We start from the raw sequence: 21,392 nt of genomic DNA, 5'->3' as shown, positions 1-21,392 counted from the left end.
GTGACTGCCTCCTCCTTGGCCAATGCCGCGTACCTCGTCGCGGCACTGCTGTTCATCCTCAGCCTCGCCGGCCTGAGCAAGCACGAGACGGCCCGCCGCGGTGTCGCCTTCGGCATCTCGGGCATGGCCATCGCGCTCGTCGCGACGTTCATCCTCGTCGTCGACTCCGAGCCCGGCATCGGCCTGGCGCTGCTGATCGTCGCCATGGTGATCGGTGCCGCGATCGGCCTGTGGCGCGCCAAGCTCGTCGAGATGACGGGCATGCCCGAGCTGATCGCCCTGCTGCACTCGTTCGTCGGCCTGGCCGCCGTGCTGGTGGGCTGGAACGGCTACCTCGCGCACGGCGACTTCGCGACCCAGTCGCTCGAGGACATCCACAACGCCGAGATCTTCATCGGCGTGTTCATCGGTGCGGTCACCCTCACCGGCTCGATCGTGGCGTTCCTCAAGCTGAGCGCCCGGATGAAGAGCGCGCCGCTCGTGCTCCCGGGCAAGAACTGGATCAACCTCGGTGCGCTCGCGCTGTTCCTCATCTTGACGATCGCGTTCGTCATCAACCCGTCCCTGGTGCTGCTGATCGCCGTCACGATCGTCGCGCTCGCCCTGGGCTGGCACCTCGTGGCCTCGATCGGCGGCGGCGACATGCCCGTCGTCGTGTCGATGCTCAACAGCTACTCCGGTTGGGCCGCGGCCGCGTCGGGCTTCCTGCTCGGCAACGACCTGCTGATCATCACCGGCGCCCTCGTGGGCTCCTCGGGTGCCTACCTGTCCTACATCATGTGCAAGGCGATGAACCGCTCGTTCATCTCCGTGATCGCCGGCGGCTTCGGCATCGAGGCCGGACCGTCCGACGACACCGACTACGGCGAACACCGCGAGATCACCGCCGAGGCCGTCGCCGAGATGCTGTCGGACGCCAAGTCCGTCGTCATCACCCCCGGCTACGGCATGGCCGTCGCCCAGGCCCAGTACCCGGTCGCCGGCCTGACCAGCATCCTGCGCGAGAAGGGCGTCGACGTCCGCTTCGGCATCCACCCCGTCGCCGGTCGCCTGCCCGGGCACATGAACGTGTTGCTCGCCGAGGCCAAGGTCCCGTACGACATCGTCCTGGAGATGGACGAGATCAACGACGACCTCGCCGAGACCGACGTCGTGCTGGTCATCGGCGCGAACGACACGGTCAACCCGGCCGCCTCCGAGGACCCGACCTCGCCCATCGCGGGCATGCCGGTCCTGCACGTGTGGGAGGCCAAGAACGTCATCGTGTTCAAGCGCTCGATGGCCGCCGGCTACGCGGGCGTCCAGAACCCGCTGTTCTTCCGCGAGAACAGCCAGATGCTGTTCGGCGACGCCAAGGACCGCGTCGAGGACATCATCAAGGCCCTCTGACGCACGTCCCGCCTCCGGCGGGCCAGATGTGTGGCGATGCGTACCCTTTCCGCCCGGAAAAGGTACGCATCGCTGCATTTCACGCGCTTGCGGCCTCGATCTCGGAGCGCAGCCAGGACTTGAGGTCCTCGGGCGCGAAGCTCGCGTCGACCGCAGCGGTCGCCAGCGCCCGGAGTCCGGCCTCGTCCAGCCCCAGCAACTCCGCGGCGATCTCGTACTCGGCGTTGAGCGTCGTGCCGAACATCGGCGGATCGTCGGAGTTGATCGTGACGGTCACCCCGGCCTCGACGAGGGACGGCAGCGGGTGCTCCTCCAGCGAGGGCACCGAGCGCGTGCACACGTTCGACGTCGGGCACACCTCCAGCACGATCCCGTCGGCGGCGAGGCGCTCCAGGAGGGCCGGGTCCTGCGCTGCCGCGATGCCGTGCCCGATGCGCTCGGCGCCGAGCTCGTCGATGCTGTCCCAGATCGACTGCGGGCCGGTCGACTCCCCGGCGTGCGGCACGCTGTGCAGGCCGGCGGCACGTGCCGCCGCGAAGTGGGGGGCGAACTGCGGCCGGGGCACGCCGATCTCGGGCCCGCCCAGACCGAAGCCCACCAGGGCATCGGGCTGCAGGCGCAGCGCGGTGTCGAGGGTGACGTCCGCCGCCGGCAGCCCGGACTCACCCGGGATGTCGAAGATCCATTGCAGCGCCGTGCCGAAGTCGCGCTCGACGGCCCGCCGCGCGTCCTCGATCGCCTCGACGTACGCCTCGGCGGCGATCCCCCGCGCGATCGACGTGTACGGCGTCATCGTCAGCTCGGCGTACCGGACGTTCTGGGCCGCCAGGTCGCGACCGACCTCGTGCGTCAGGATCCAGATGTCCTCGGGCGTGCGCAGCAGGTCGACGACCGAGAGGTAGACCTCGATGAAGTGCGCGAAGTCGGTGAAGGTGAAGTACTCGGCCAGCGCCTCGGGGTCGGACGGCACGGGCGAGTCCGGGTGCCGGGCCGCCAGCCGCGCCACCGTGTCCGGCGCGGCCGAGCCCACGTGGTGGACGTGCAGCTCCGCCTTCGGCAGCGCCGCGACGAAGTCCTGCATCAGTCGACGACGCCGTACAGCCGATCCCCGGCATCGCCCAGGCCCGGCACGATGTAGCCGTTCTCGTCGAGGCGCTCGTCCAGACCGGCGCTGAAGAGCTGGATCGGCACGTCGATGTGGGCCGTGTCCCGCTCGAGCCGCTCGATGCCCTCGGGGGCCGACAGCAGGGTGATCGCCGTGATCTCCTTGGCGCCGCGCCGGACGAGGAAGTCGATCGCCATCGCCAGCGTGCCGCCGGTGGCCAGCATCGGGTCCAGGACGTAGCACTGGCGGCCGTCGAGCCGGTCCGGGAGGCGCTCGGTGTAGGTCTCGGCCTCGAGGGTCTCCTCGTTGCGGATCATGCCCAGGAAGCCGACCTCGGCCGTGGGCAGCAGGCGCTGCATCCCCTCGAGCATGCCCAGGCCCGCGCGCAGGATCGGGACGACCAGCGGACCGGGGCTGGTGAGGCGGACACCGTGGGTCGTGGTGAGCGGCGTGGTCACCTCGATCGGCTCGACGCTGACCTCGCGCGTGGCCTCGTACGCCAGCAGCGTGACGAGCTCCTCGGTGAGCCGACGGAAGGTCGGGGAGTCGGTTCCCGCGTCTCGCAGGACCGAGAGCTTGTGGGAGATGAGGGGGTGGTCGGCGACGTGGACACGCATGGGTCGAGGGTAGCGGCCGCACGTGGACGTCTGTCACCATCGCAGGGTGGCCGAGGACGATGTGGACTTCGTGATCGCCGCGTACCGCGACGACGGTGCGTGGACCGTGGTCGAACTCCCGGCGCGCCTGGGCGAGGACTTCGAGGCGTTCACCGGCGCCCTCGCGCGGTTCCCCTCCGACGTCGGCGTGCTCGGCCTGGCGTCGGTCAACGACGACTTCTTCGTCATCGTGCGCCGCAGCGGCGACCACGTGCGCGCCCTGCTCTCGGATGCCACCGCGGCGTGGGACTGGTCGCTCGCGGTGGACCTGGCCGAGGCGGTCGACGCACCCGACGGCGACGAGGAGCCCGTGCCGGTCGGCGATCTCGAGATCGTCAGCGACCTGGGCCTCGCGTCGGTCGAGCTGGGGCTGCTGTGCGACGACGATGACCTGTTCCCCGACGAGGCGCTCGCGTACGTGGCCGACAAGCTCGGCTTCGGCGACCAGTTCGAGGCGATCGTCGGGTGACCTGGGTCCCGTTCATGCAGCGGGCGCTCGAGCTGGCACGCGAAGCGGCGGCCGGTGGCGACGTTCCCGTGGGCGCGGTGGTGGTGCACGACGGCTCGATCATCGGCGAGGGCCGCAACGTCCGCGAGCGCGACGCCGACCCCACGGGTCATGCGGAGGTCGTGGCACTGCGCGAGGCGGCCCGTCGCCTGGGTCGCTGGCGCCTCGACGGCTGCACGCTGGTCGTCTCCCTCGAGCCGTGCACGATGTGCGCCGGCGCGCTCGTGGCCGCGCGCGTCGACCGCCTCGTCTTCGGGGCCTGGGACGACAAGGCCGGGGCCGTCGGCTCGCTGTGGGACGTCGTGCGGGACCGCCGCTTGAACCACCGGCCGGAGGTCGTTCCCGAGGTGCTCGCTCCCGAGTCCTCCGTGCTGCTGCGCTCGTTCTTCGGGCGCTGACGGTTTCCCCCGCACCCCTTCGGGGAATACCCCGGGCCCGTGCGCGTTCTACTAGTTGAATCTTTAACTATCTTCTGGGAGACTGGACCCATGAGCAGCATGCAGATCGGCATCTTCACCGTCGGCGACGTCACGACCGACCCCACGAACGGCACCACGCCGAGCGAGCACGAGCGCATCAAGAACACGGTCGCGATCGCGAAGAAGGCCGAGGAAGTGGGCCTCGACGTGTTCGCCACGGGCGAGCACCACAACCCGCCCTTCGTTCCCTCGAGCCCGACGACGACGCTGGCGTACATCGGCGCGCAGACCGAGCGCATCATCTTGTCGACCTCGACCACGCTCATCACCACGAACGACCCGGTCAAGATCGCGGAGGACTACGCCACGCTGCAGCACCTCGTGGACGGCCGCATGGACCTCATGCTCGGCCGCGGCAACACGCCCCCGGTCTACCCGTGGTTCGGCAAGGACATCAGCAAGGCCGTCGAGCTGACGATCGAGAACTACCAGCTGCTGCGCCGGCTCTGGTCCGAGCCGGTCGTCAACTGGGAGGGCAAGTTCCGCACGCCGCTGCAGGGCTTCACGGCGACGCCCGCTCCGCTCGACGGGGTGGCGCCGTTCGTCTGGCACGGCTCGATCCGCACCCCCGAGGTCGCCGAGCTGGCCGCGTTCTACGGCGACGGATACTTCGCCAACAACATCTTCTGGCCGAAGGAGCACTACATCCGGCTGATCAACTTCTACCGCCAGCGCTACGCCCACTACGGGCACGGCACGGCGGAGCAGGCGATCGTCGGCCTCGGCGGTCAGTTCTTCATGCGCAAGAACAGCCAGGACGCGGTCAACGAGTTCCGGCCGTACTTCGACAACGCGCCGGTCTACGGGCACGGCCCGAGCATGGAGGACTTCACCGAGCAGACGCCCCTCACGGTCGGCAGCCCGCAGCAGGTCCTGGAGCGCACCCTGGCGTTCGCCGACTACTTCGGCGACTACCAGCGCCAGATGTTCCTCGTCGACCATGCCGGACTGCCGCTCAAGACGGTCCTCGAGCAGCTCGACCTGCTCGGCGAGATCCTGCCCACCATGCGCGCCGAGTTCGACGCGCGGCGGCCGGCGAACGTGCCTGACGCTCCCACCCACGCCGCGCGCGTCGCCGCGCGTGACGCCGCGCTCGCCGAGGAGGTGTCCGCATGACCCGCATCGTCGCCCTGTCGTCGGGCGTCGGCGAGCCGTCGACCACGCGCCTGCTGGCCGACCGGCTCGCCGCGGCGGCTGGCACCGCCCTCGGCGGCGCCAGCATCGAGGTCGTCAACCTGCGTGAGCTGGCGCACGAGATCACCGATGCGGCCCTCACCGGGTTCGCCGCGCCCCGACTGCAGCACGTGTACGACCAGGTCGGTGAGGCCGACGCGCTGATCGTCGTCGTCCCGACGTTCAAGGCGTCGTACCCCGGCTTGTTCAAGTCGTTCATCGACGCGCTCGACAACGACGCGCTGATCGGCAAGGTCGTCCTGCTGGGGGCGACGGGTGGCACGGCGCGGCACTCGATGGTGATCGACTTCGCGCTGCGACCGCTGTTCGCCTACCTGCAGGCGGTGGTCGTGCCGACCGGGGTCTTCGCGAGCCCGCACGACTGGGGATCCTCCGGCGAGGGCACGCTGCAGAGCCGGATCGAGCGCGCCGCCGGCGAGCTGACCAGCCTGCTCGGAGGTCAGGGGTCCGGCCGGTCGAAGAACGACGAGATCGATCTGTTCAGCGAGACGATGCTCTCGATCAGCCAGCCAGACTGATCCGTGCCTCAGGGTGTCGCGGCCACGACGGCCGCGGCACCCGTGAGCACCGCGGCGACGGCTCCGTGGACGAGCCGCTGCTCCCACAGCACGGCGGTGAACTCGCGCAGCACCGCGGCCGCCCACAGTCGCGGCCCGGTCGAGGCGCCGAGGCCGTGGCCGGCCAGCCCGGCGTCCCGCATCAGCATCGCCGCGCGGAAGGCGTGGAAGTCGTTGGTCACGACGGCGAACCGGCCCTGCTCGAGCCCGTGGTGCGCGGCGATCTCGGCACTGAACCGCAGGTTCTCGTCCGTCGACGTCGACCGGTCCTCGCGGCGGACGAGCGCCTCGTCGACGCCGCGGTCCACGAGGTACCGAGCCATCGCGACGGCCTCGGGCACCGTCTCGTCGGGGCCCTGTCCCCCGGAGCAGATGACGTGCGTGTCGCGACCGCGGGACCGCGAGCGCTCCAGCGCGACGCGTGCGCGGTCGAGCCGGGACGCCAGCACCTGGCTGACCCGGTCGCCGTGGAGCCCGGCGCCGAGCACGATCACGACGTCCACGGGACGGGCCCACCGGCGCACGATGCGGCCGTAGACGGCGCCGTAGCCGACGAACGCCACGAAGAGGGAGGCGACGTAGAACGCCGGCGTGCCCAGCACGAAGAGCCAGCCGACCAGGTCGTCCGCCGCCCCAACCCAGGCCCCCAGGACGGCCGCGCAGTAACCGAGCGCGACCACTCCCAGCGCCACCGCGACCCGCCCGACGCGGGCCTGGCCCGGCTGGCGACGCATCGTCAGCCCGCTCAGGACGCTGAACGTCGCCAGGGACGCCAGCGCGAGAAGCAGCGCGGCCAGCACGCCACCCGGTCCGGCGACCGCCAGCACCGACGCGCCCGCGGCGAGGAGCGCGAGGACCCCGACCGAGAGGCTCCGCGGCTCGCGCCACGCGACCGCCGCGGAGGCCACCGCGAGCAGCGCCACGAGCGTCCAGACCACGCCCCGACCCTAGGGGCGAGCGGCCCGTTCCGCCCCGATTGGGTCGGACCGGGGTGACTGCCGTAAACTCCTCGGCGGTGGCGTGTCCGAGCGGCCTAAGGAGCACGCCTCGAAAGCGTGTGTGGGTTCACGCCCACCGTGGGTTCAAATCCCACCGCCACCGCCAGCATCACCAGGACCCCCGTCGAGCGCGAGCCCGGCGGGGGTTCTGTCATGTCCCCCGTCGCCCGCGACGACGCATCCGGCTGGATTCGGCCCCGTGGGTCACCGTCGACGGGATACGTTGCTGACACCGTACGAGGAGTAGACGATTGCGCGAGACCTGGCTCTCCGAGGCGGTCACCCGCGACCCGCGGACCGTGCCGGGATTCGACCGCGCCGTCGAGCTCGGCCTGACCCCTCGGACCCCGGCCGACCCGCCGCCGACGGTGACGACGAACTCCCGTCGCCTACTGCTGGCCATCGTCGCGACGACCTTCAGCCTGTTGCTCGTGGTCTTGCTTCTCGCCAACGCCACCCCCGCGCCACCGTGGCTCCTCGGCCTCGTCACCGCGTTGGCGCTCGCCATCATCGTGAGGATGTTCGTTCGGGTCCGGCACGTCATGTGGGACGAGATCGGCGCGGGATACTGCCGGGTCGACTACATGGTCGCTCTGTTCAGCCGCGACCCCGAGTACCGGTTCCCGGCGAGCCGCATGCGCGGCGCACCCTGGGACCTGCGGGGCCTGTGGCGACTCGCGGACGACGGCTCCGTGGTCGTCGAGCCCGACTGGTCGGTGCTGCCGCCCGGCCACTATCCCTCCCCGAACCGCCCGGGCCAGCTCGAACTCTGGACGGGAAGCGCGTGGGCCTACCGGTACGAGGAGCCCCGCGTCCCGTTCCTCTGAGAACTCGGTCCGCTCGCCGCTGGAGCCGGCAGAACGTAGGCTGACAGTCCACGGGAGGGGGGTCTCGCATGTGTTTCTCGATCGAGGCCGACGTGGTCGCAGGCGTCGCACTCCTCCCCGTGGCCGCCCTGTCCCTTCGCGAGGTTCGGCACGTGCGGGAGGTGCCGTTCGCTGCCCTTCCGCTCCTGTTCGCCCTCCATCAGCTCACCGAGGCGCTCGTCTGGGCGGGGCTGGAGGGTCACGTCTCGGCAGGCGTCATGCAAGCCGCGGCGACGGCCTACGTGCTCTTCGCCTTCCCCGTGTTACCGACCTTGGTACCCCTCGCCGTACTCCTGCTCGAGCCGAAAGGCGCACGGCTGCGGGTGGCGCCGTTCGTCGCTCTCGGCCTGGTGGTCTCGGCCCACCTGGCGTATGTCGTGCTCAACGGGCCGCTCGTCGTCGAGGGCCATGACCACGCCATCGTGTATCGGATCGACCTCCAGCACGGCATGTTCTGGGCCGTGCTCTACATCGCTGCCACGGTGGGGCCGGCGCTGTTGTCGGGCTACCCATCGATCGTGGCCTTCGGTGCGCTCAACCTGGTGGGGCTGTCGCTGGTCGCTCTCATCTACCGCGACGCCTTCGCCTCGCTCTGGTGCGTCCTCGCGGCTCTCCTGTCGGTGATGGTGCTGCTGCACATGTATCGCCGGCGGCGCCTGCCCGACCCGCACCGGCTCCGCGGACAGCCGCTGGTGCCTGTCCACTGAAGCCCGGCATCAGCGCGACGAGCGGCACCGCGCGCACCCGCATCCGGCGTGCGGCGCGTCGGGTCAGCCGATCTCGGCCAGGCGCGGGGCGACCTTCTCGCCGAACTCGGTGACCCAGCGGACCGGGTCGGGGCCCTCGGGCTGGACCGAGACCGTCTCGATGCCCAGGGCGGCGTACTGCTCGAGCTGGGACAAGAAGGCGTCGGGATCGGCGACCGCGTCGCCCGGCGGCAACATCGTGCGGCGGATCTCGGCGGGGTCACGACCGACGTCCTCGCAGTGGCGTTCGAGGACCTCGAGCTTGTGCTTGATGCCGTCGACGCCGATCGGGAAGAGGTTGCACGCGTCGCCGTACTGGGCGACCAGGCGCAGTGTCTTCTTCTCGCCCTGGCCGCCGATCACGATCGGCGGGTGGGGCCGCTGGATCGGCTGGGGCTGGCAGATCGTCTCGGCCAGCCGGTAGTGCTTGCCCTCGTACGGACCGTCGTCGTCGCTCCACATCTGGTGGACGATCTGCAGCGTCTCCTCGAGTCGCTCGAAGCGCTCACCGAGCGGCGGGTACGGCACGCCCAGGGCCAGGTGCTCGCGCTCGTACCACGCGGCGCCGAGGCCCAGGATCGCCCGGCCGCCCGACAGGACGTCGAGCGTCGTGACCGTCTTGGCCAGGAGCCCGGGGTGGCGGTAGGTGACGCCGGTGACGAGCAGGCCGAGCTTGACCCGCTCGGTGACGCCGGCCAGGAAGCCCAGGGACGTGTAGCCCTCGAGCATCGGGTCCTCGGACCGGCCGACGTTCTCCATCTGGAACCAGTGGTCCATCAGGGTGACCGAGTCGGCACCGATCTGCTCGGCCGTCCGAGCGGTCTCGGCCAGGGTCGGGCCGAGCGTGTCCGGCTCGCCGGGCAGGGTGAAGTCGTAGACGTGAACGCTGAATCGCACGACGTCAGCGTAGGCACGACTCCACGATCGGCGCGATCGCCGCGCGATCCGTCAGGTCGACGGCGGGGTCGCTCAGGACCTCCAGCATCGCCTGGTCGTCGGGCGTGAGAGCGCGCTTCCCCGCCAGCGCCTTGCGCACCCCGGCCATCATCGAGCGTTCCACGACATTGAGCCGGTCGCGGTCCATCGCACCGCGCAGATGGAAGACCTCGAGCCGGTCCCGCAGCGCGGGATCGAACTTCGCGGCGACCAGCTCGTCGCGCTTCGTGGAGAGGTCCGGGTCGCTCAGACCCACCGTCACGAGCACCCAGCGGGTCGAGCTGCCGATCTGCATCGCGTCCTTGAGGACGCCGCTGTCGCGCAGCAGCGGCCCGTAGATCGCGGCGCAGAAGACCACGAGGTCCTGCTCGGCCAGGTGGTCGGGCGAGACCTCGTCGGAGGCCACGACGCGCGCGTCCAGCGCTTCGGCGATCCACTCGGCGTAGCGCCTCGCGGATCCGTACTTGGAGGCATGCACCACCAGGATGTCCACACCTCGAGGTTAGGCCTCGAGGGGGTTCCCCCGCGATGCACCGAGCCCTCGACCTGCTCCTCGACGGCGTGGCGCGCGCCACCCCGCCGGCCCGACATCGGCACGACGGTAGGTTGATCGCGTGACCACGCGCCGGCTGCTGCTCGTCAACGGGCCCAACCTCAACCTGCTGGGCACGCGCGAGCCCGACATCTACGGCGCCGAGACGCTCGACGACGTCGAGGCCCTCGTCACCGAGGTCGCCACGGCGCGCGGGTACGAGATCCGGGCGATCCAGAGCAACCACGAGGGTGTGCTGATCGACGCCATCCACGAGGCGCGCCACGACTGCGCCGGCATCGTCATCAACCCCGGCGGGCTGACCCACACCTCGGTCGTCCTGCGCGACGCGCTGTCCGGCGTGGCCCTGCCGGTGGCCGAGATCCACATCTCCGACGTGATGGCCCGCGAGCCCTTCCGGCACCACTCGTACGTGGCCGACGTCGCCGTCGTGCACGTCGTGGGCCAGGGCGTGCCGGGCTACCGCGTGGCCACCGAGCGACTCATCGACCACATCGACGGCCGTTAGGATCACCCGCTGATGCGAGGGAGGGCGACGCCGTGAGCGCGCACGATCTCGACGTCATCCTGCTGGTGGGATCCGGGGTCCTGATCCTCGCGGTGCTCGCCGTGCGGCTCTCGGTCGGCGTGGGCCTGCCGTCGTTGCTGATGTACCTGGGCCTGGGCGTCCTGATCGGGTACGACGGGGCCGGCGTGCAGTTCGCCGACGCGAACCTGGCGCTCATGCTCGGCCTGTCGGCGCTGATCCTGATCCTGGCCGAGGGCGGCCTGACCACGAACTGGTCCCAGATGCGCCCCTCGCTGGGCCTGGGCGTCCTGCTGGCCACGGTGGGCACCTCGCTCAGCGTCATCATCGTGGCCGCCGGAGCGCACTGGATCTTCGGCCTCGAGTGGGAGCTGGCCGTCCTGATCGCCGCGGTCCTGTCCCCCACGGACGCCGCGGCTGTCTTCTCGGTGCTGCGCTCGGTTCCCTTGAAGTCGCGGGTCTCGGGCGTGCTCGAGGCCGAGTCGGGACTCAACGACGCCCCGATCGTCGTCCTCGTCACCGCGATCAGCGTGGGCGAGATCGGCCACTACGGCGCGACCGGGTTCTTCGCCCTCGTCGTCTACGAACTCGTGATCGGCGCCCTGCTGGGCCTGCTGGTCGGAGCCGGCGGAGCCAAGCTGCTGCGGCGGGCCGCGCTGCCGGCCGCGGGTCTGTATCCGCTGGTCGTGTTCGCCATGACGGTGCTGGCCTACGCGCTGGCCGCGACGATCCATGCCAGCGGCTTCGCGGCCGTCTACGTCGCCGCCGTCGTGCTGGGCAACACCGAGCTCCCCCACCGCTCGGCCACGCGGTCGTTCGTCGAGGGGATCGGCTGGCTGGCGCAGATCGGGCTGTTCGTCATGCTCGGTCTGCTGGTGCACCCCAGCGACATCCAGGCCTGGCACATCGGCGCGGGCGTCGGCATCGGCGCGCTGCTGACCTTCGTCGCCCGGCCGGCGTCGGTCGCCGCGTGCACCGCCTGGTTCCGGGTCGGCTGGCGTGAGCAGCTCTTCATCAGCTGGGCCGGGCTGCGCGGCGCGGTGCCGATCGTGCTGGCCACGATCCCGCTGGCCAACGGCGTCTCGCACTCGATCGACCTGTTCAACACGACGTTCGTCGCGGTCGTCGTCTACACGATCATCCAGGCCGGTCCACTGGGCCGGTTGGCGCGCTGGTGCGGGGTGGAGACGGATCGGGGACGCGAGGTCGAGATCGACGCCGCACCGCTCGAGCGGGTCTCGGCCGACCTGCTGCAGATCCGCGTGCCACCGACGTCACGACTGGCGGGGGTCGAGGTGGGCGAGCTGCGCCTGCCCCGAGGCGCCTCGGTCACGATGGTGGTCCGCGACGACTCGACGTTCGTGCCGCATCGCACCTCGCGGATCCTGGTCGGCGACGACCTGCTCATCGTCACCACGCGCGATCTGCGCGAGCAGGTCGAGCGGCGACTGCGCTCCGTCGCCCGCCACGGCCGCCTGGCCGGGTGGGACCAGGATCCGCGCACCCGTCGCAGCGACTGAGCTACGGCAGCGTGATGGCCGGGACGCAGACGGACACGTCGCGACCCGCCTCGATCTTGGTGCTCGCGTCCTTGTTCAGGCCGGCGTACTTCGGGCCGATGAGGATCGAGATCCCGTCCTCGGTCTCGAAGTCGGCCGGGACCCGCTCGACCTTGCCCTTGAACTGCGCGGCCACGAGGCGGACACGCGGGTCGTCGGGCTCGTTGGTGAGGATCGCGACGTTCTTGGTCCGGACCTTGCCGGGGTTGTTCTTCGCGACACCGCCGAGGAAGCCCCGCCGCTCCAGGTTGATCTTGACGCGGTTCGCCGCACCGGTTCGCCGGCTCGAGTTGTAGACGTGGACCATGACGAGGTTGCTGCTGAGGACCTCGCCCCGCGCGACCTTCTTGATCTCGCAGGCGGCCTCTTCCGACACCGGCTCGGGGCTGGCGAACGACAGCCTGATGCCCAGCAGCGTGCCCATCACGAAGATCCCCGCGGCGGCCAGGACGACCAACCGCTGTGCGGCCTTGTTCACTGGTTCTTCCCGATCGTGTGGACACGGGCGTGGACCATGGTGCGCTGCTGCAGCGCGGCACGCAGGGCCCGGTGCAGTCCGTCCTCGAGGAACAGCTCGCCCTTCCACCCGACGACGTGCGCGAACAGGTCACCGAAGTAGGTCGAGTCGCTGTCGAGCAGGGTCTCGAGGTCGAGCGTCTTCTTCGTGGTGGTGAGGTCGTCCAGACGGACCTGCGTGGGCGCGATGGCAGCCCAGTCCTGCTGGGTCAGTCCATGGTCCGGGTACGGTCGCCCGTCCCCCACGCGGCGAAAGGTCACCTCGTCAGTCTAAGGGGCTCGCCGCAAATCGGGGCCACCGTCCGAACCCCGGTGCGTCCTGCCACCGGGCGGTGGAGCGCAGGCAGCCGGCGCGGGAACCTGAGAGACTCGGGAGGTCCATCTCCAGGAAGAAGCGGTGATCAGATGTACACGGGGGTTTCGCGGATCGCGACGGGACTCGTCCTGTCGGTGGGTCTGCTCGCACCGGCACTGGTGAGCGTCCCGGCCGAGGCGGCCGAGCCGACCTACGTGACGAAGAAGATCGTGATCGGCAAGAGCCACCAGGGGCGCAACATCGTCGGCTACTACCGGGGCCACCCGAACGCCAAGCGCGTCCTGTTGATCCTCGGTCAGATGCACGGTGACGAGCCGGCCGGCCGCAAGACCGCGCTGCACGCGATCAAGCGGGTCAAGCCCAAGGCGGGCACCGGGTTGTGGATCGTCCCGACGATGAACCCCGACGGCGCCGCGAGGAAGACCCGCACGAACGCCCGCGGCGTCGATCTCAACCGGAACTGGCCCACGAGCGGCTGGATCAAGGGCAAGAAGGGACGCACGTACGGCGGCGCGAAGAAGGCCAGCGAGCGCGAGACGCGCGCCATGATGGCGTTCCTGAAGAAGTACAAGCCGGACTACATCACCTCGTTACACCAGCCGCTGAAGGGCATCGGCAAGGCCGGCAAGGACGTCGCCTTCGAGAAGCGTCTGGCCAAGGAGCTCAAGCTCAAGCGCAAGTACTTCGGGGTCTCGCAGGGCAAGGGCACCTCGCCGACGCTGACCGGCTGGTACAACCGCCACTACGCCAAGCACGGGACGGCGATCACCGTCGAGTACGGGCGCAAGCCCAGTGCGGCGTACGTGAAGGGCGCGAGCCGCGGCCTGATGCGCGCGGCACGCGTGCACCCCTAGGAACGCAAGGACCCCTCGCGTACCCGGCAGGGACCACTGACCCTTGCTGCATTCCTGCCCTGGGGGAGTTGGGTGATGTGCCGCCACGCGAGGGGCTGCACACCAATATACGGGTCAGGCTCCAGCCGCGTGACGGACCCCGCGGACCCGCGCCCCGCAGACCTGCACAGGATCTTCACGATTCGTCCCCGCATCCTGCCGATCGGGCCTCCTAGGTTGGGGGCATGACCGCACGCCGCATCCTGCTCGTCGAGGACGAGCCGACCATCGGGGCCGCCGTGACCGACCGGCTGACCGCCCACGGACACGAGGTCGTGCGGGCGTGGGACGGCCCCGGCGCCGTCGCGGCGTTCGAGGAGCACGAGCCCGATCTGGTCGTGCTCGACGTGATGCTGCCCGGCTTCGACGGGCATGAGGTGTGCCGCCGGATCCAGGCCGTCCGGCCGGTCCCGGTATTGATGCTCACCGCCCGCGACGACGAGGCGGACGTGCTGGTGGGGCTGGCGGTCGGTGCCGACGACTACCTGACCAAGCCGTTCCGGATGAGGGAGCTGGTGGCGCGTGTGGCCGCCCTGCTGCGCCGGGTCGACCGCGCCGCGGAGCTGGCGTCCTCGCCTGCTGAGCCCGTGCGCACGTGGGGCGACCTGCGGCTCGACGTGGGGGCGCGGCGCGTGTGGCTCGCGCAGGACGAGATCCACCTGACACCCACCGAGTTCGACCTGTTGGTGTGCCTGGCCGGTTCGCCCGGGGACGTCCTGTCCCGCGAGCGGCTGCTCGCCGAGGTGTGGGGTTGGGCCGAGGCGTCCGGGACCCGCACCGTCGACAGCCACGTCAAGGGCCTGCGGGCCAAGATCGGCGCCGACCGGATCCGCACCGTGCACGGCGTCGGGTACGCCCTCGAGGTCGGGACCCCGCGATGAGCGGCCCACTGGACCCGATCCGGTCGGTCAAGTTCAAGCTGGGGCTGCTCGTCGCCGCGAGCGTCTCGGTCGCCGTCGTCGTGGCCACCTTCGGCGCGGCCAACGACGTCCCGATGTGGCTCATCAGCCCGGTGACGGTGACGCTCGCCCTGGCCGTCACGCAGCTGCTCGCGTCGGGGATGACGTCACCGTTGCGGCAGATGACCGTGGCCGCGTCGCGGATGGCGCGCGGCGAGCACCGCACCCGGATCACCGACACGTCCCGCGACGAGATCGGCGACCTGGCCCGCGCGTTCAACGCGATGGCGGCCGAGCTGGAGCAGGTCGAGCGGCAGCGTCGCGACCTCATCGCGAACGTCAGCCACGAGCTGCGCACGCCGTTGACCGCGATGTGCGCCCTGCTGGAGAACCTGGCCGACGGGGTGAGCGAGCCCGATCCCGCGGCCCTGCGCAGCGCCCTGGCCCAGGCCGAGCGGCTCTCGGCACTGGTGTCCGATCTGCTCGACCTCTCGCGGCTGGACGCCGGCGCGGCACCCATGGAGCCCGAACCGGTCGCGGTCGCGGCGCTGCTCGAATCGGCGGCCGACGAGTTCCGCTACGACGACCGCGACGTCACGATCGCGGTGACCGTCGAGCCTGCCGACCTCGTGGTCGAGGCCGACGCGGCGCGGTTGCGCCAGCTCGTGGCCAACCTGGTCGACAACGCCCTGCGGCACTCCCCGGCCGGCGGAACCGTCACGGTGAAGGCCACCGCGGCGGGTGACGACTGGCGGCTCGAGGTCGCCGACGAGGGGCCGGGGGTGCCGGCCGAGTCACGTGACCGCGCCTTCGAGCGCTTCGGCACGCTCGCCGAGACCGAGGGCGGCGGTGGGACCGGGCTGGGCCTCGCGATCGCCCGCTGGGTGACCGACCTGCACGGCGGGTCGATCGGCTTCGTCGATCCCGAGCCCGGACGCACCGGCGCCCGCGTCCTGGTCACCGCCCCCCGTCATCCGTCCCCCGTCCCGACGGGCACGTCGAAGGAGATCCCCATGGCCCCGACCCGTACGCCCGCCTCACCGCCGCCGCAGCCACCCCTGACACCGCTGCCGTCCATGACCGACTCGCTCTTCGGCGGGTTCTGGCCCGATCCCGGCACGCCCGGACGACCGCGCCTGCTCGGCTGGGCGCTCGGGGTGGGCGTCCTGGCCGGCATCGCCCTGCCCTTCAACGACCTGGGCCTGGGCACGTTCCTCGTGCTGATGGCGGCCGGGCTGCTGATGCTGTTCGCGAGCCCGCGGCGACGGGAGCCGTTCACGATCACCTGCGCGCTGCTGTGCACGGCCCTGGCCTCGGTCGCGGTGATCCGCGACGCCGAGTGGATCGTCATCCTGTGCCTGATGGCCGGCGGCGGCCTCGCCACCGTGGCTCTCACCGGCGCCCGCCGACTCCCGACGTTCATCCTCTCCGCGATGTCCTGGCCCCTCGCCGGACTGCGCGGCCTGCCGTGGCTGAGCCGCACGCTGCGCACGCTGACCGGGACCGGCAACGGGATCGCCGTCCTGCGCACGGCCCTGTGGTCGCTCCTCGGTGTCGTGGTGTTCGCCGCCCTGTTCATGTCCGCCGACGCCCTGTTCGCCGAGTGGTTCGGCGCGCTGGTCCCCGACCTCGGCTCGGCGGACTTCGCCGTGCGACTGTTCGTGGCCGTCGCGATCGCGGGGATCGCGCTGGCCGGTGCCTACCTCGCGCTGAATCCGCCGCAGGTCGAGACCGTGCGGTGGGACAACCGGCCCGTGGCGAAGCGGTTCGAGTGGCTCGTGCCGGTGCTCGTGATCGACGCGGTGTTCATCGCCTTCCTGGTGGCGCAGGCCGCGGCGATCTTCGGCGGTCGCGCCTACTTCGAGCGGACCACGGGGCTGACCTACGCCGAGTACGTGCACCAGGGCTTCGGCCAGCTGACGGTCGCCACGGCGTTGACGCTGCTGGTGGTCTGGGCCGCCTCGCACAAGGCTCCTCGCGAGACGGCGGCCGACCGAGCCTGGCTGCGCGGCGCCCTCGGCCTGCTGTGCGTGATGACGCTGCTGGTGGTGGCGTCGGCACTCCACCGGATGTCGCTCTACCAGGAGGCGTACGGCTTCACCCAGCTGCGACTGCTGGTGGACGTCTTCGAGGGCTGGCTGGGCCTGCTGGTGCTGGCGACGCTCGCGGCCGGCTGGCGGCTGCGGGGGGCCTGGCTGCCGCGGTTCGGTCTGCTCAGCGGCGTGGTGCTGCTGCTGGGAATCGCCGCGATCAACCCGGACGCCTGGATCGCCGATCACAACCTCGACCGTTACGAGTCCACCGGCAAGGTCGACTGGTACTTCCTGGCGCAGCTGTCCGACGACGCGGTGCCGACCCTCGAGTCGCGCCTCGGCGCCGACCGCGACTGCGTGCTGACGGCGGTCCGGCCCGACCCGGGGAGCTGGCTGGAGTGGAACCTCGGTCGCAGCCGCGCCGAGCACCTGGGCGTCACCGCGAGTGTCAACGCGGTGTACGACGATCCCTGCCCGGGACAGACCGCCGACTGACCGGGACGGGGCCGATTCGCCGGGTGCGACGCGGTCCACGTAGACTCTCCGGCGGAGGATTCGCATAGTGGCCTAGTGCGCTCGCTTGGAAAGCGGGTTGAGTGAAAGCTCTCAGGGGTTCGAATCCCCTATCCTCCGCCAGCGAAGCAAGAAGCCAACGGGCGGTACGCACCAGCGTGCCGCCCGCTGGTGTGTCCGGCGGCACCGCGGCGGGGGCTTGTCTCCGCCAGCAAGGACAGAAGCCAGCGGGCGGTACGCACCAGCGTGCCGCCCGCTGGTGTGTCCGGCGGCACCGCGGCGGGGGCTTGTCTCCGCCAGCAAGGACAGAAGCCAGCGGGCGGTACGCACCAGCGTGCCGCCCGCTGGTGCTTTTTTTCCCGCCGCCCCGGGCTCCTGCAGATGCGGACTGCCCCGATCCGTGCGACCGTCATCCGAGACAAAACGGCTTACGCACTCGCGTGGACCGTCCCCAAGGGAAGGGACCCTGACATGTACTTCGGTGGCTCCATTGCTCTCATCGCCATCGGCGCGATCCTCGCGTTCGCGGTGCAGGACACCATCTCCGGCATCGACCTCACCATGATCGGCTACATCCTGATGGCCGCTGGCGTGTTGGGCATCGTGCTCACGCTCATCGTCAACTCGCAGCGCGACCGCGGCGTCCGCGACGGCGGGCGCGACGACCTCCCACCTGCACGCTGACCCGCCACCACCTCGCCTCGACGCCCGCCGGAAGCATCTGCGACCGGCGGGCGTTGACGCGTACATGCGTGGTGAATACAAGGTCCCCGGCGGCAAGCTCGTCGCGGTCGACCTCGAGGTACACAACGACCGGTTGAGCGACGTCAGCGTCTCGGGGGACTTCTTCCTCGAGCCCGAAGAGGCGCTCCTCGACATCAACGCGGCCCTGACGGGGTTGTCCGTGGACGCCTCCGTCGAACAGCTCACGTCGGCCATCGAGGGCGCGGTGGACTCCCAGACCGCCTTCATCGGCTTCACGCCCGAGGCCGTCGGCATCGCCGTGCGGCGGGCCCTGGGCAAGGCCACCGGCTGGCACGACCACACCTTCGACGTCATCGGCCCGGTCACGCTGGACCCGGCGATGCACGTCGCGCTGGACGAGGTCATCGGCCGCGAGGTCGCCGACGGCACCCGTCCCCCGACGTTCCGGTTCTGGGACTGGGACAGCCCCCTGGTCGTCATCGGATCGTTCCAGAGCTACGCCAACGAGATCGATCCCGAGGGCGCGGCCAAGCACGGCATCAACGTCGTGCGGCGCGTGTCCGGCGGCGGGGCGATGTTCATGGAGCCGGGCAACACGATCACCTACTCGCTCGTGGTCCCGAAGTCGCTCGTCGAGGGCCTGAGCTTCGAGCGCTCGTACTCGTTCCTGGACGACTGGGTGATCGAGGCGCTGGCCGAGGTGGGCGTGAAGGCGCACTTCGTGCCGCTCAACGACATCGCGAGTGACGCGGGCAAGATCGGTGGAGCGGCGCAGAAGCGCCTCGCGGCCGGCGCGGTCCTGCACCACGTGACGATGGCCTACGACATCGACGCCGACAAGATGACCGAGGTCCTGCGGATCGGCCGCGAGAAGATGAGCGACAAGGGCACCCGGTCGGCCAACAAGCGCGTCGACCCGATGCGCTCGCAGACCGGCCTGTCGCGCGACGCCATCATCGACGCGTTCCTGCAGACCTTCCGGCGCCGGTACGCCACCCACGACTCGGACTACACCGAGGCCGAGCTGGCCGAGGCCCGTGAGCTCGTCGACGCGAAGTTCTCGAAGCGGGAGTGGACCCACCGGGTTCCGTGACGTGACGGTTTACCACGGGACCGTGGTAAACAAGCGCCTCCCAAGGGAAGTTTCCCTTGGGAGGCGCTGAAGTACCACGGGACCGTGGTAAACCGACCGTGCCGAGCTCAGCCGATCGGGTCGAACACGTCGTGGTCGCCGACGGTGGCGGCCAGGCGGGCGCGGTGGAAGTCCGCGTCGCCGATGAGGTGCTCGATCGCGATGAGACGGCTCGCGTAGTGGCCGACCGAGTACTCGGCGGTCATGCCGATGCCGCCGTGCAGCTGGATCGCGTCCAGGCCGATGTGCTTGCCGGCGACGCTGGTCTGCAGTGCCGCGTGCGAGGCCGCCGTGGCCAGCTGCTCAGGCGTGGTGTCCTCGTCGGCCGCCACGATCGTGGCCCACATGATGGTGCTGCGAGCCAGCTCGAGCGTCACGTACATGTCCGCGGCGCGGTGGTTGAGCGCCTGGAACGTGTTCAGCGTGACGCCGAACTGCTTGCGCGTCTTGAGGTAGCCGACCGTGGTGGTCAGGGCCGTCTCCATCGCGCCCAGCGCCTCGTGCGCGTAGGCGATCCGGGCTCGGTCCAGGGCGCTCTCGATCGCGGCGGTCTGGTCGCCACCCTCGCCCAGCTGCACCGCGGGGGTGTCGCCGAACGTGACGGTCGCCGCGCGGCCGCCGTCGTTGGTGATCGTGGTCTCGACCGCCGTGGCGCCCTCGACCAGGAACACGCCCGTGCCGCCCTCGGGCAGCGCGGCCGTCACGAGCAGCAGATCGGCGCGCTCGGCCTGGACGACCGGCGCCTTGACCCCGTTGAGCACACCGTCGGCGAACGTCACGGAGGACGCGTCGGCCGACCAGCGCCGACCGGGCTCCATCCACGCCAGGATCGGCAGGATCTCGCCACCGGCGACGGCGTCGACGTACTGCTTCTTCTGCTCGTCGGTGCCGAGCGCGTCGATCAGGCCGCCGGCCAGGACGATCGCCTCGACGAACGGGTCGGGCGCGATGACCTTGCCCAGCTCCTCGGCGGCCAGCGAGACCTCGACGGGGCTGGCCTCGAACGGCAGGCTCAGCACGCCCATCTCGGCGAGCTTCTCCCACGCGGTGAAGCCCGGGTCCGTCGCGGTGGCCTCACGACGCGTCTCGGACGAGTCGTAGACGTTGGTGATCAGACCGCGGACGGCCTTGACGAGAGCCTTCTGCTCCGAATCGATGGTGAAGTCCATGTCACAGTCCCAGGATCGTGCCGGCGATGATCTGGCGCTGGATCTCATTGGATCCGCCGTAGATCGACACCTTGCGGTTGTTGAGGAAGATGCGGGTCTCACGACTCGTGATGGCCGCCGGGCCCTCGAGGTCGACGAAGAGATCCGAGACGGCCTGCGTCAGCTGCGAGCCCTTGATCTTCAGGACGCTCGACGCCGGGTGCGGCTTGTCGCCGGCCGAGCCGGCGGCCACGCGCAGGGCGGTGAGCTCGAGCGCGTTCAGCTGGTTCTCGAGATCGACGATGCGCGACGCGTACTGGTCGAAGACGCCCATCTCCTTGGCCTTGTCCTTGGCGGTGGCCAGGTTGCGCTGGCTGGCGCCGACCTGGGCGATGCCGACGCGCTCGTTGCCGAGCAGGAACTTGGCGTACGTCCAGCCCTTGTTCTCCTCGCCGACGAGGTTCTCGACCGGGACGCGCACGTTGTCGAAGAAGACCTCGTTGACCTCGTGGCCGCCGTCGATCAGCTCGATCGGACGGACCGTGAGGCCCTCGGTCTTCATGTCGATCAGCAGGAAGCTGATGCCCATCTGCTTCTTGGGCGCATCGGGATCGGTGCGGACGAGGCAGAAGATCCAGTCGCCGTACTGGCCGAGCGTGGTCCACGTCTTCTGGCCGTTGACGACGTAGTGGTCGCCGTCGCGCACGGCGGTGGTGCGCAGGCCGGCGAGGTCGGAGCCGGCGTCGGGCTCGGAGAAGCCCTGGCTCCACCAGATGTCGAGGTTGGCGGTCGCCGGGAGGAACCGCTCCTTGATCTCCTGCGAGCCGAAGGTCGCGATGACGGGGCCGACCATGGAGGCGTTGAACGCCAACGGCGGGATGACGCCGGCCAGCTGCATCTCCTCGTGCCAGATGTGGCGCTGGAGCTGGGTCCAGTCCTTGCCGCCCCACTCGACCGGCCAGCCCGGAACGGCGAGCCCTGCGGCGTTGAGGGCCTGCTGCGACCGGACGATCTGGTCACGGGTGATCTCACCGTGGTTGATCATCGTGTCGCGGATGTCCTGCGGAACCTGGGTGGTGAAGAACTCACGCATCTCCTCGCGGAATGCCTGGTCCTCGGCTGACAACTGAAGTCTCATGAGTGCCCCTTCGCACTAAGCGCTTGC

At 70.4% G+C, this 21,392-nt stretch carries 23 protein-coding genes, 2 tRNA genes and 1 other RNA gene; 16 read left to right on the top strand and 10 right to left on the bottom strand.

The genetic code is table 11. From position 1 onward, the window contains the following. Complete coding sequence (gene pntB / locus H9L21_RS00745; protein ID WP_187411663.1) at positions 1 to 1,389, top strand: Re/Si-specific NAD(P)(+) transhydrogenase subunit beta; 1,389 nt, start codon at positions 1 to 3, stop codon at positions 1,387 to 1,389. A gap of 79 nt (positions 1,390 to 1,468) precedes the next feature. Here the strand turns inward: pntB and H9L21_RS00740 are convergent, their stop codons facing one another. Together H9L21_RS00740 and upp are read right to left on the bottom strand one after the other, a co-directional pair. Then, the gene (locus tag H9L21_RS00740) at positions 1,469 to 2,470 is read right to left on the bottom strand and encodes an adenosine deaminase (RefSeq protein ID WP_154596090.1); all 1,002 of its coding nucleotides are present in this window, start codon (positions 2,468 to 2,470) and stop codon (positions 1,469 to 1,471) included. Then, the gene (upp, locus tag H9L21_RS00735) at positions 2,470 to 3,111 is read right to left on the bottom strand and encodes a uracil phosphoribosyltransferase (RefSeq protein ID WP_154596091.1); all 642 of its coding nucleotides are present in this window, start codon (positions 3,109 to 3,111) and stop codon (positions 2,470 to 2,472) included. Before upp ends, H9L21_RS00740 begins: the two co-directional genes overlap by 1 nt. Positions 3,112 to 3,157: 46 nt before the next feature. Between upp and H9L21_RS00730 the strand changes: the two genes are divergently transcribed. From H9L21_RS00730 to H9L21_RS00715, 4 genes are all read left to right on the top strand, one after another. Continuing rightward, positions 3,158 to 3,619 carry a tRNA adenosine deaminase-associated protein gene (locus H9L21_RS00730; RefSeq protein WP_187411662.1) on the top strand — a complete coding sequence of 154 codons (462 nt, stop codon included), beginning with the start codon at positions 3,158 to 3,160 and terminating at the stop codon, positions 3,617 to 3,619. 14 nt (positions 3,620 to 3,633) lie between these two features. Next, positions 3,634 to 4,056, top strand: a complete 423-nt coding sequence (gene tadA / locus H9L21_RS00725) for a tRNA adenosine(34) deaminase TadA (RefSeq protein WP_154596399.1) — start codon at positions 3,634 to 3,636, stop codon at positions 4,054 to 4,056. A 99-nt stretch (positions 4,057 to 4,155) separates the two neighbouring features. Beyond that, entirely contained in the window at positions 4,156 to 5,253 is a 1,098-nt protein-coding gene (locus H9L21_RS00720; RefSeq protein ID WP_154596400.1) for an LLM class flavin-dependent oxidoreductase, read from the top strand. After that, positions 5,250 to 5,849, top strand: a complete 600-nt coding sequence (locus H9L21_RS00715) for a CE1759 family FMN reductase (protein ID WP_154596092.1) — start codon at positions 5,250 to 5,252, stop codon at positions 5,847 to 5,849. The genes H9L21_RS00720 and H9L21_RS00715 overlap by 4 nt, the downstream gene beginning before the upstream one ends. Before the next feature lie 8 nt (positions 5,850 to 5,857). On the opposite strand, the gene H9L21_RS00710 is transcribed toward H9L21_RS00715, so the two are convergent. Continuing rightward, a complete protein-coding gene (locus tag H9L21_RS00710; protein ID WP_154596093.1) occupies positions 5,858 to 6,826 on the bottom strand; it encodes a YdcF family protein in 969 nt (322 codons plus the stop codon). A 76-nt stretch (positions 6,827 to 6,902) separates the two neighbouring features. Here H9L21_RS00710 and H9L21_RS00705 point away from each other — a divergent pair. From H9L21_RS00705 to H9L21_RS00695, 3 genes are all read left to right on the top strand, one after another. Beyond that, positions 6,903 to 6,992 (top strand) — tRNA-Ser (locus H9L21_RS00705). Positions 6,993 to 7,137: 145 nt separating this feature from the next. Further along, a complete protein-coding gene (locus H9L21_RS00700) occupies positions 7,138 to 7,713 on the top strand; it encodes a hypothetical protein (RefSeq protein ID WP_154596094.1) in 576 nt (191 codons plus the stop codon). Positions 7,714 to 7,781: 68 nt separating this feature from the next. Further along, a complete protein-coding gene (locus H9L21_RS00695; protein ID WP_154596095.1) occupies positions 7,782 to 8,459 on the top strand; it encodes a DUF6629 family protein in 678 nt (225 codons plus the stop codon). 63 nt (positions 8,460 to 8,522) lie between these two features. On the opposite strand, the gene H9L21_RS00690 is transcribed toward H9L21_RS00695, so the two are convergent. Next, the gene (locus tag H9L21_RS00690; protein WP_187411661.1) at positions 8,523 to 9,395 is read right to left on the bottom strand and encodes an LLM class F420-dependent oxidoreductase; all 873 of its coding nucleotides are present in this window, start codon (positions 9,393 to 9,395) and stop codon (positions 8,523 to 8,525) included. Positions 9,396 to 9,399: 4 nt separating this feature from the next. Continuing rightward, entirely contained in the window at positions 9,400 to 9,927 is a 528-nt protein-coding gene (locus H9L21_RS00685) for a flavodoxin domain-containing protein (RefSeq protein WP_154596096.1), read from the bottom strand. Between the two features lie 121 nt (positions 9,928 to 10,048). Here H9L21_RS00685 and aroQ point away from each other — a divergent pair, with 121 nt between their 5' ends. Together aroQ and H9L21_RS00675 are read left to right on the top strand one after the other, a co-directional pair. Next, a complete protein-coding gene (gene aroQ / locus H9L21_RS00680; RefSeq protein ID WP_187411660.1) occupies positions 10,049 to 10,495 on the top strand; it encodes a type II 3-dehydroquinate dehydratase in 447 nt (148 codons plus the stop codon). A gap of 32 nt (positions 10,496 to 10,527) precedes the next feature. Next, positions 10,528 to 12,033 carry a potassium/proton antiporter gene (locus H9L21_RS00675; RefSeq protein WP_187411659.1) on the top strand — a complete coding sequence of 502 codons (1,506 nt, stop codon included), beginning with the start codon at positions 10,528 to 10,530 and terminating at the stop codon, positions 12,031 to 12,033. A 1-nt stretch (position 12,034) separates the two neighbouring features. Here the strand turns inward: H9L21_RS00675 and H9L21_RS00670 are convergent, their stop codons facing one another. Continuing rightward, entirely contained in the window at positions 12,035 to 12,550 is a 516-nt protein-coding gene (locus tag H9L21_RS00670; RefSeq protein ID WP_154596097.1) for a LytR C-terminal domain-containing protein, read from the bottom strand. Then, on the bottom strand, positions 12,547 to 12,849 hold the full coding sequence (locus H9L21_RS00665) for a type II toxin-antitoxin system VapB family antitoxin (RefSeq protein ID WP_187411658.1): 303 nt from the start codon (positions 12,847 to 12,849) through the stop codon (positions 12,547 to 12,549). The genes H9L21_RS00670 and H9L21_RS00665 overlap by 4 nt, the downstream gene beginning before the upstream one ends. 144 nt (positions 12,850 to 12,993) lie before the next feature. Between H9L21_RS00665 and H9L21_RS00660 the strand changes: the two genes are divergently transcribed. Beyond that, entirely contained in the window at positions 12,994 to 13,758 is a 765-nt protein-coding gene (locus H9L21_RS00660) for a M14 family zinc carboxypeptidase (RefSeq protein WP_187411657.1), read from the top strand. Positions 13,759 to 13,761: 3 nt separating this feature from the next. Here H9L21_RS00660 and ffs read toward each other — a convergent pair. Beyond that, positions 13,762 to 13,858: signal recognition particle sRNA small type (gene ffs, locus H9L21_RS00655), an RNA gene on the bottom strand. A 124-nt stretch (positions 13,859 to 13,982) separates the two neighbouring features. Between ffs and H9L21_RS00650 the strand changes: the two genes are divergently transcribed. The 5 genes from H9L21_RS00650 (at position 13,983) to lplAB (ending at position 19,040) form a co-directional block, all read left to right on the top strand. Then, positions 13,983 to 14,678 carry a response regulator transcription factor gene (locus H9L21_RS00650; RefSeq protein ID WP_154596099.1) on the top strand — a complete coding sequence of 232 codons (696 nt, stop codon included), beginning with the start codon at positions 13,983 to 13,985 and terminating at the stop codon, positions 14,676 to 14,678. Then, entirely contained in the window at positions 14,675 to 17,224 is a 2,550-nt protein-coding gene (locus H9L21_RS00645) for a DUF4153 domain-containing protein (RefSeq protein ID WP_154596100.1), read from the top strand. The genes H9L21_RS00650 and H9L21_RS00645 overlap by 4 nt, the downstream gene beginning before the upstream one ends. A gap of 53 nt (positions 17,225 to 17,277) precedes the next feature. Continuing rightward, positions 17,278 to 17,365 (top strand) — tRNA-Ser (locus H9L21_RS00640). Positions 17,366 to 17,713: 348 nt separating this feature from the next. Continuing rightward, entirely contained in the window at positions 17,714 to 17,926 is a 213-nt protein-coding gene (locus H9L21_RS00635; protein ID WP_154597189.1) for a DUF6458 family protein, read from the top strand. 64 nt (positions 17,927 to 17,990) lie between these two features. After that, positions 17,991 to 19,040 (top strand): lipoate-protein ligase LplAB, encoded by a 1,050-nt coding sequence (gene lplAB, locus H9L21_RS00630; protein WP_154597190.1) that lies wholly within the window; start codon positions 17,991 to 17,993, stop codon positions 19,038 to 19,040. Between the two features lie 107 nt (positions 19,041 to 19,147). Here lplAB and H9L21_RS00625 read toward each other — a convergent pair whose 3' ends face one another. Together H9L21_RS00625 and H9L21_RS00620 are read right to left on the bottom strand one after the other, a co-directional pair. After that, the gene (locus tag H9L21_RS00625) at positions 19,148 to 20,248 is read right to left on the bottom strand and encodes an acyl-CoA dehydrogenase family protein (protein WP_154597191.1); all 1,101 of its coding nucleotides are present in this window, start codon (positions 20,246 to 20,248) and stop codon (positions 19,148 to 19,150) included. A gap of 1 nt (position 20,249) precedes the next feature. Next, positions 20,250 to 21,365 carry an acyl-CoA dehydrogenase family protein gene (locus H9L21_RS00620; RefSeq protein ID WP_154597192.1) on the bottom strand — a complete coding sequence of 372 codons (1,116 nt, stop codon included), beginning with the start codon at positions 21,363 to 21,365 and terminating at the stop codon, positions 20,250 to 20,252. Between the last annotated feature and the right edge of the window lie 27 nt (positions 21,366 to 21,392).

Origin of the sequence: Aeromicrobium senzhongii (genome assembly GCF_014334735.1) — a bacterium.
GTDB classification, from domain to species: Bacteria; Actinomycetota; Actinomycetes; order Propionibacteriales; family Nocardioidaceae; genus Aeromicrobium; species Aeromicrobium senzhongii.
This window is presented reverse-complemented; position numbering and strand designations above follow the sequence as displayed.

What these genes read in the sequence shown, in the direction of transcription:
- H9L21_RS00625 (WP_154597191.1), bottom strand. Translation starts at nt 20,248, where the DNA reads ATGGACTTCACCATCGATTCGGAGCAGAAGGCTCTCGTCAAGGCCGTC.
- H9L21_RS00660 (WP_187411657.1), top strand. Translation starts at nt 12,994, where the DNA reads ATGTACACGGGGGTTTCGCGGATCGCGACGGGACTCGTCCTGTCGGTG.
- H9L21_RS00635 (WP_154597189.1), top strand. Translation starts at nt 17,714, where the DNA reads ATGTACTTCGGTGGCTCCATTGCTCTCATCGCCATCGGCGCGATCCTC.
- H9L21_RS00695 (WP_154596095.1), top strand. Translation starts at nt 7,782, where the DNA reads ATGTGTTTCTCGATCGAGGCCGACGTGGTCGCAGGCGTCGCACTCCTC.
- H9L21_RS00650 (WP_154596099.1), top strand. Translation starts at nt 13,983, where the DNA reads ATGACCGCACGCCGCATCCTGCTCGTCGAGGACGAGCCGACCATCGGG.
- H9L21_RS00720 (WP_154596400.1), top strand. Translation starts at nt 4,156, where the DNA reads ATGCAGATCGGCATCTTCACCGTCGGCGACGTCACGACCGACCCCACG.
- H9L21_RS00645 (WP_154596100.1), top strand. Translation starts at nt 14,675, where the DNA reads ATGAGCGGCCCACTGGACCCGATCCGGTCGGTCAAGTTCAAGCTGGGG.
- H9L21_RS00620 (WP_154597192.1), bottom strand. Translation starts at nt 21,365, where the DNA reads ATGAGACTTCAGTTGTCAGCCGAGGACCAGGCATTCCGCGAGGAGATG.
- H9L21_RS00715 (WP_154596092.1), top strand. Translation starts at nt 5,250, where the DNA reads ATGACCCGCATCGTCGCCCTGTCGTCGGGCGTCGGCGAGCCGTCGACC.
- lplAB (WP_154597190.1), top strand. Translation starts at nt 17,991, where the DNA reads ATGCGTGGTGAATACAAGGTCCCCGGCGGCAAGCTCGTCGCGGTCGAC.
- tadA (WP_154596399.1), top strand. Translation starts at nt 3,634, where the DNA reads ATGCAGCGGGCGCTCGAGCTGGCACGCGAAGCGGCGGCCGGTGGCGAC.
- upp (WP_154596091.1), bottom strand. Translation starts at nt 3,111, where the DNA reads ATGCGTGTCCACGTCGCCGACCACCCCCTCATCTCCCACAAGCTCTCG.
- H9L21_RS00740 (WP_154596090.1), bottom strand. Translation starts at nt 2,470, where the DNA reads ATGCAGGACTTCGTCGCGGCGCTGCCGAAGGCGGAGCTGCACGTCCAC.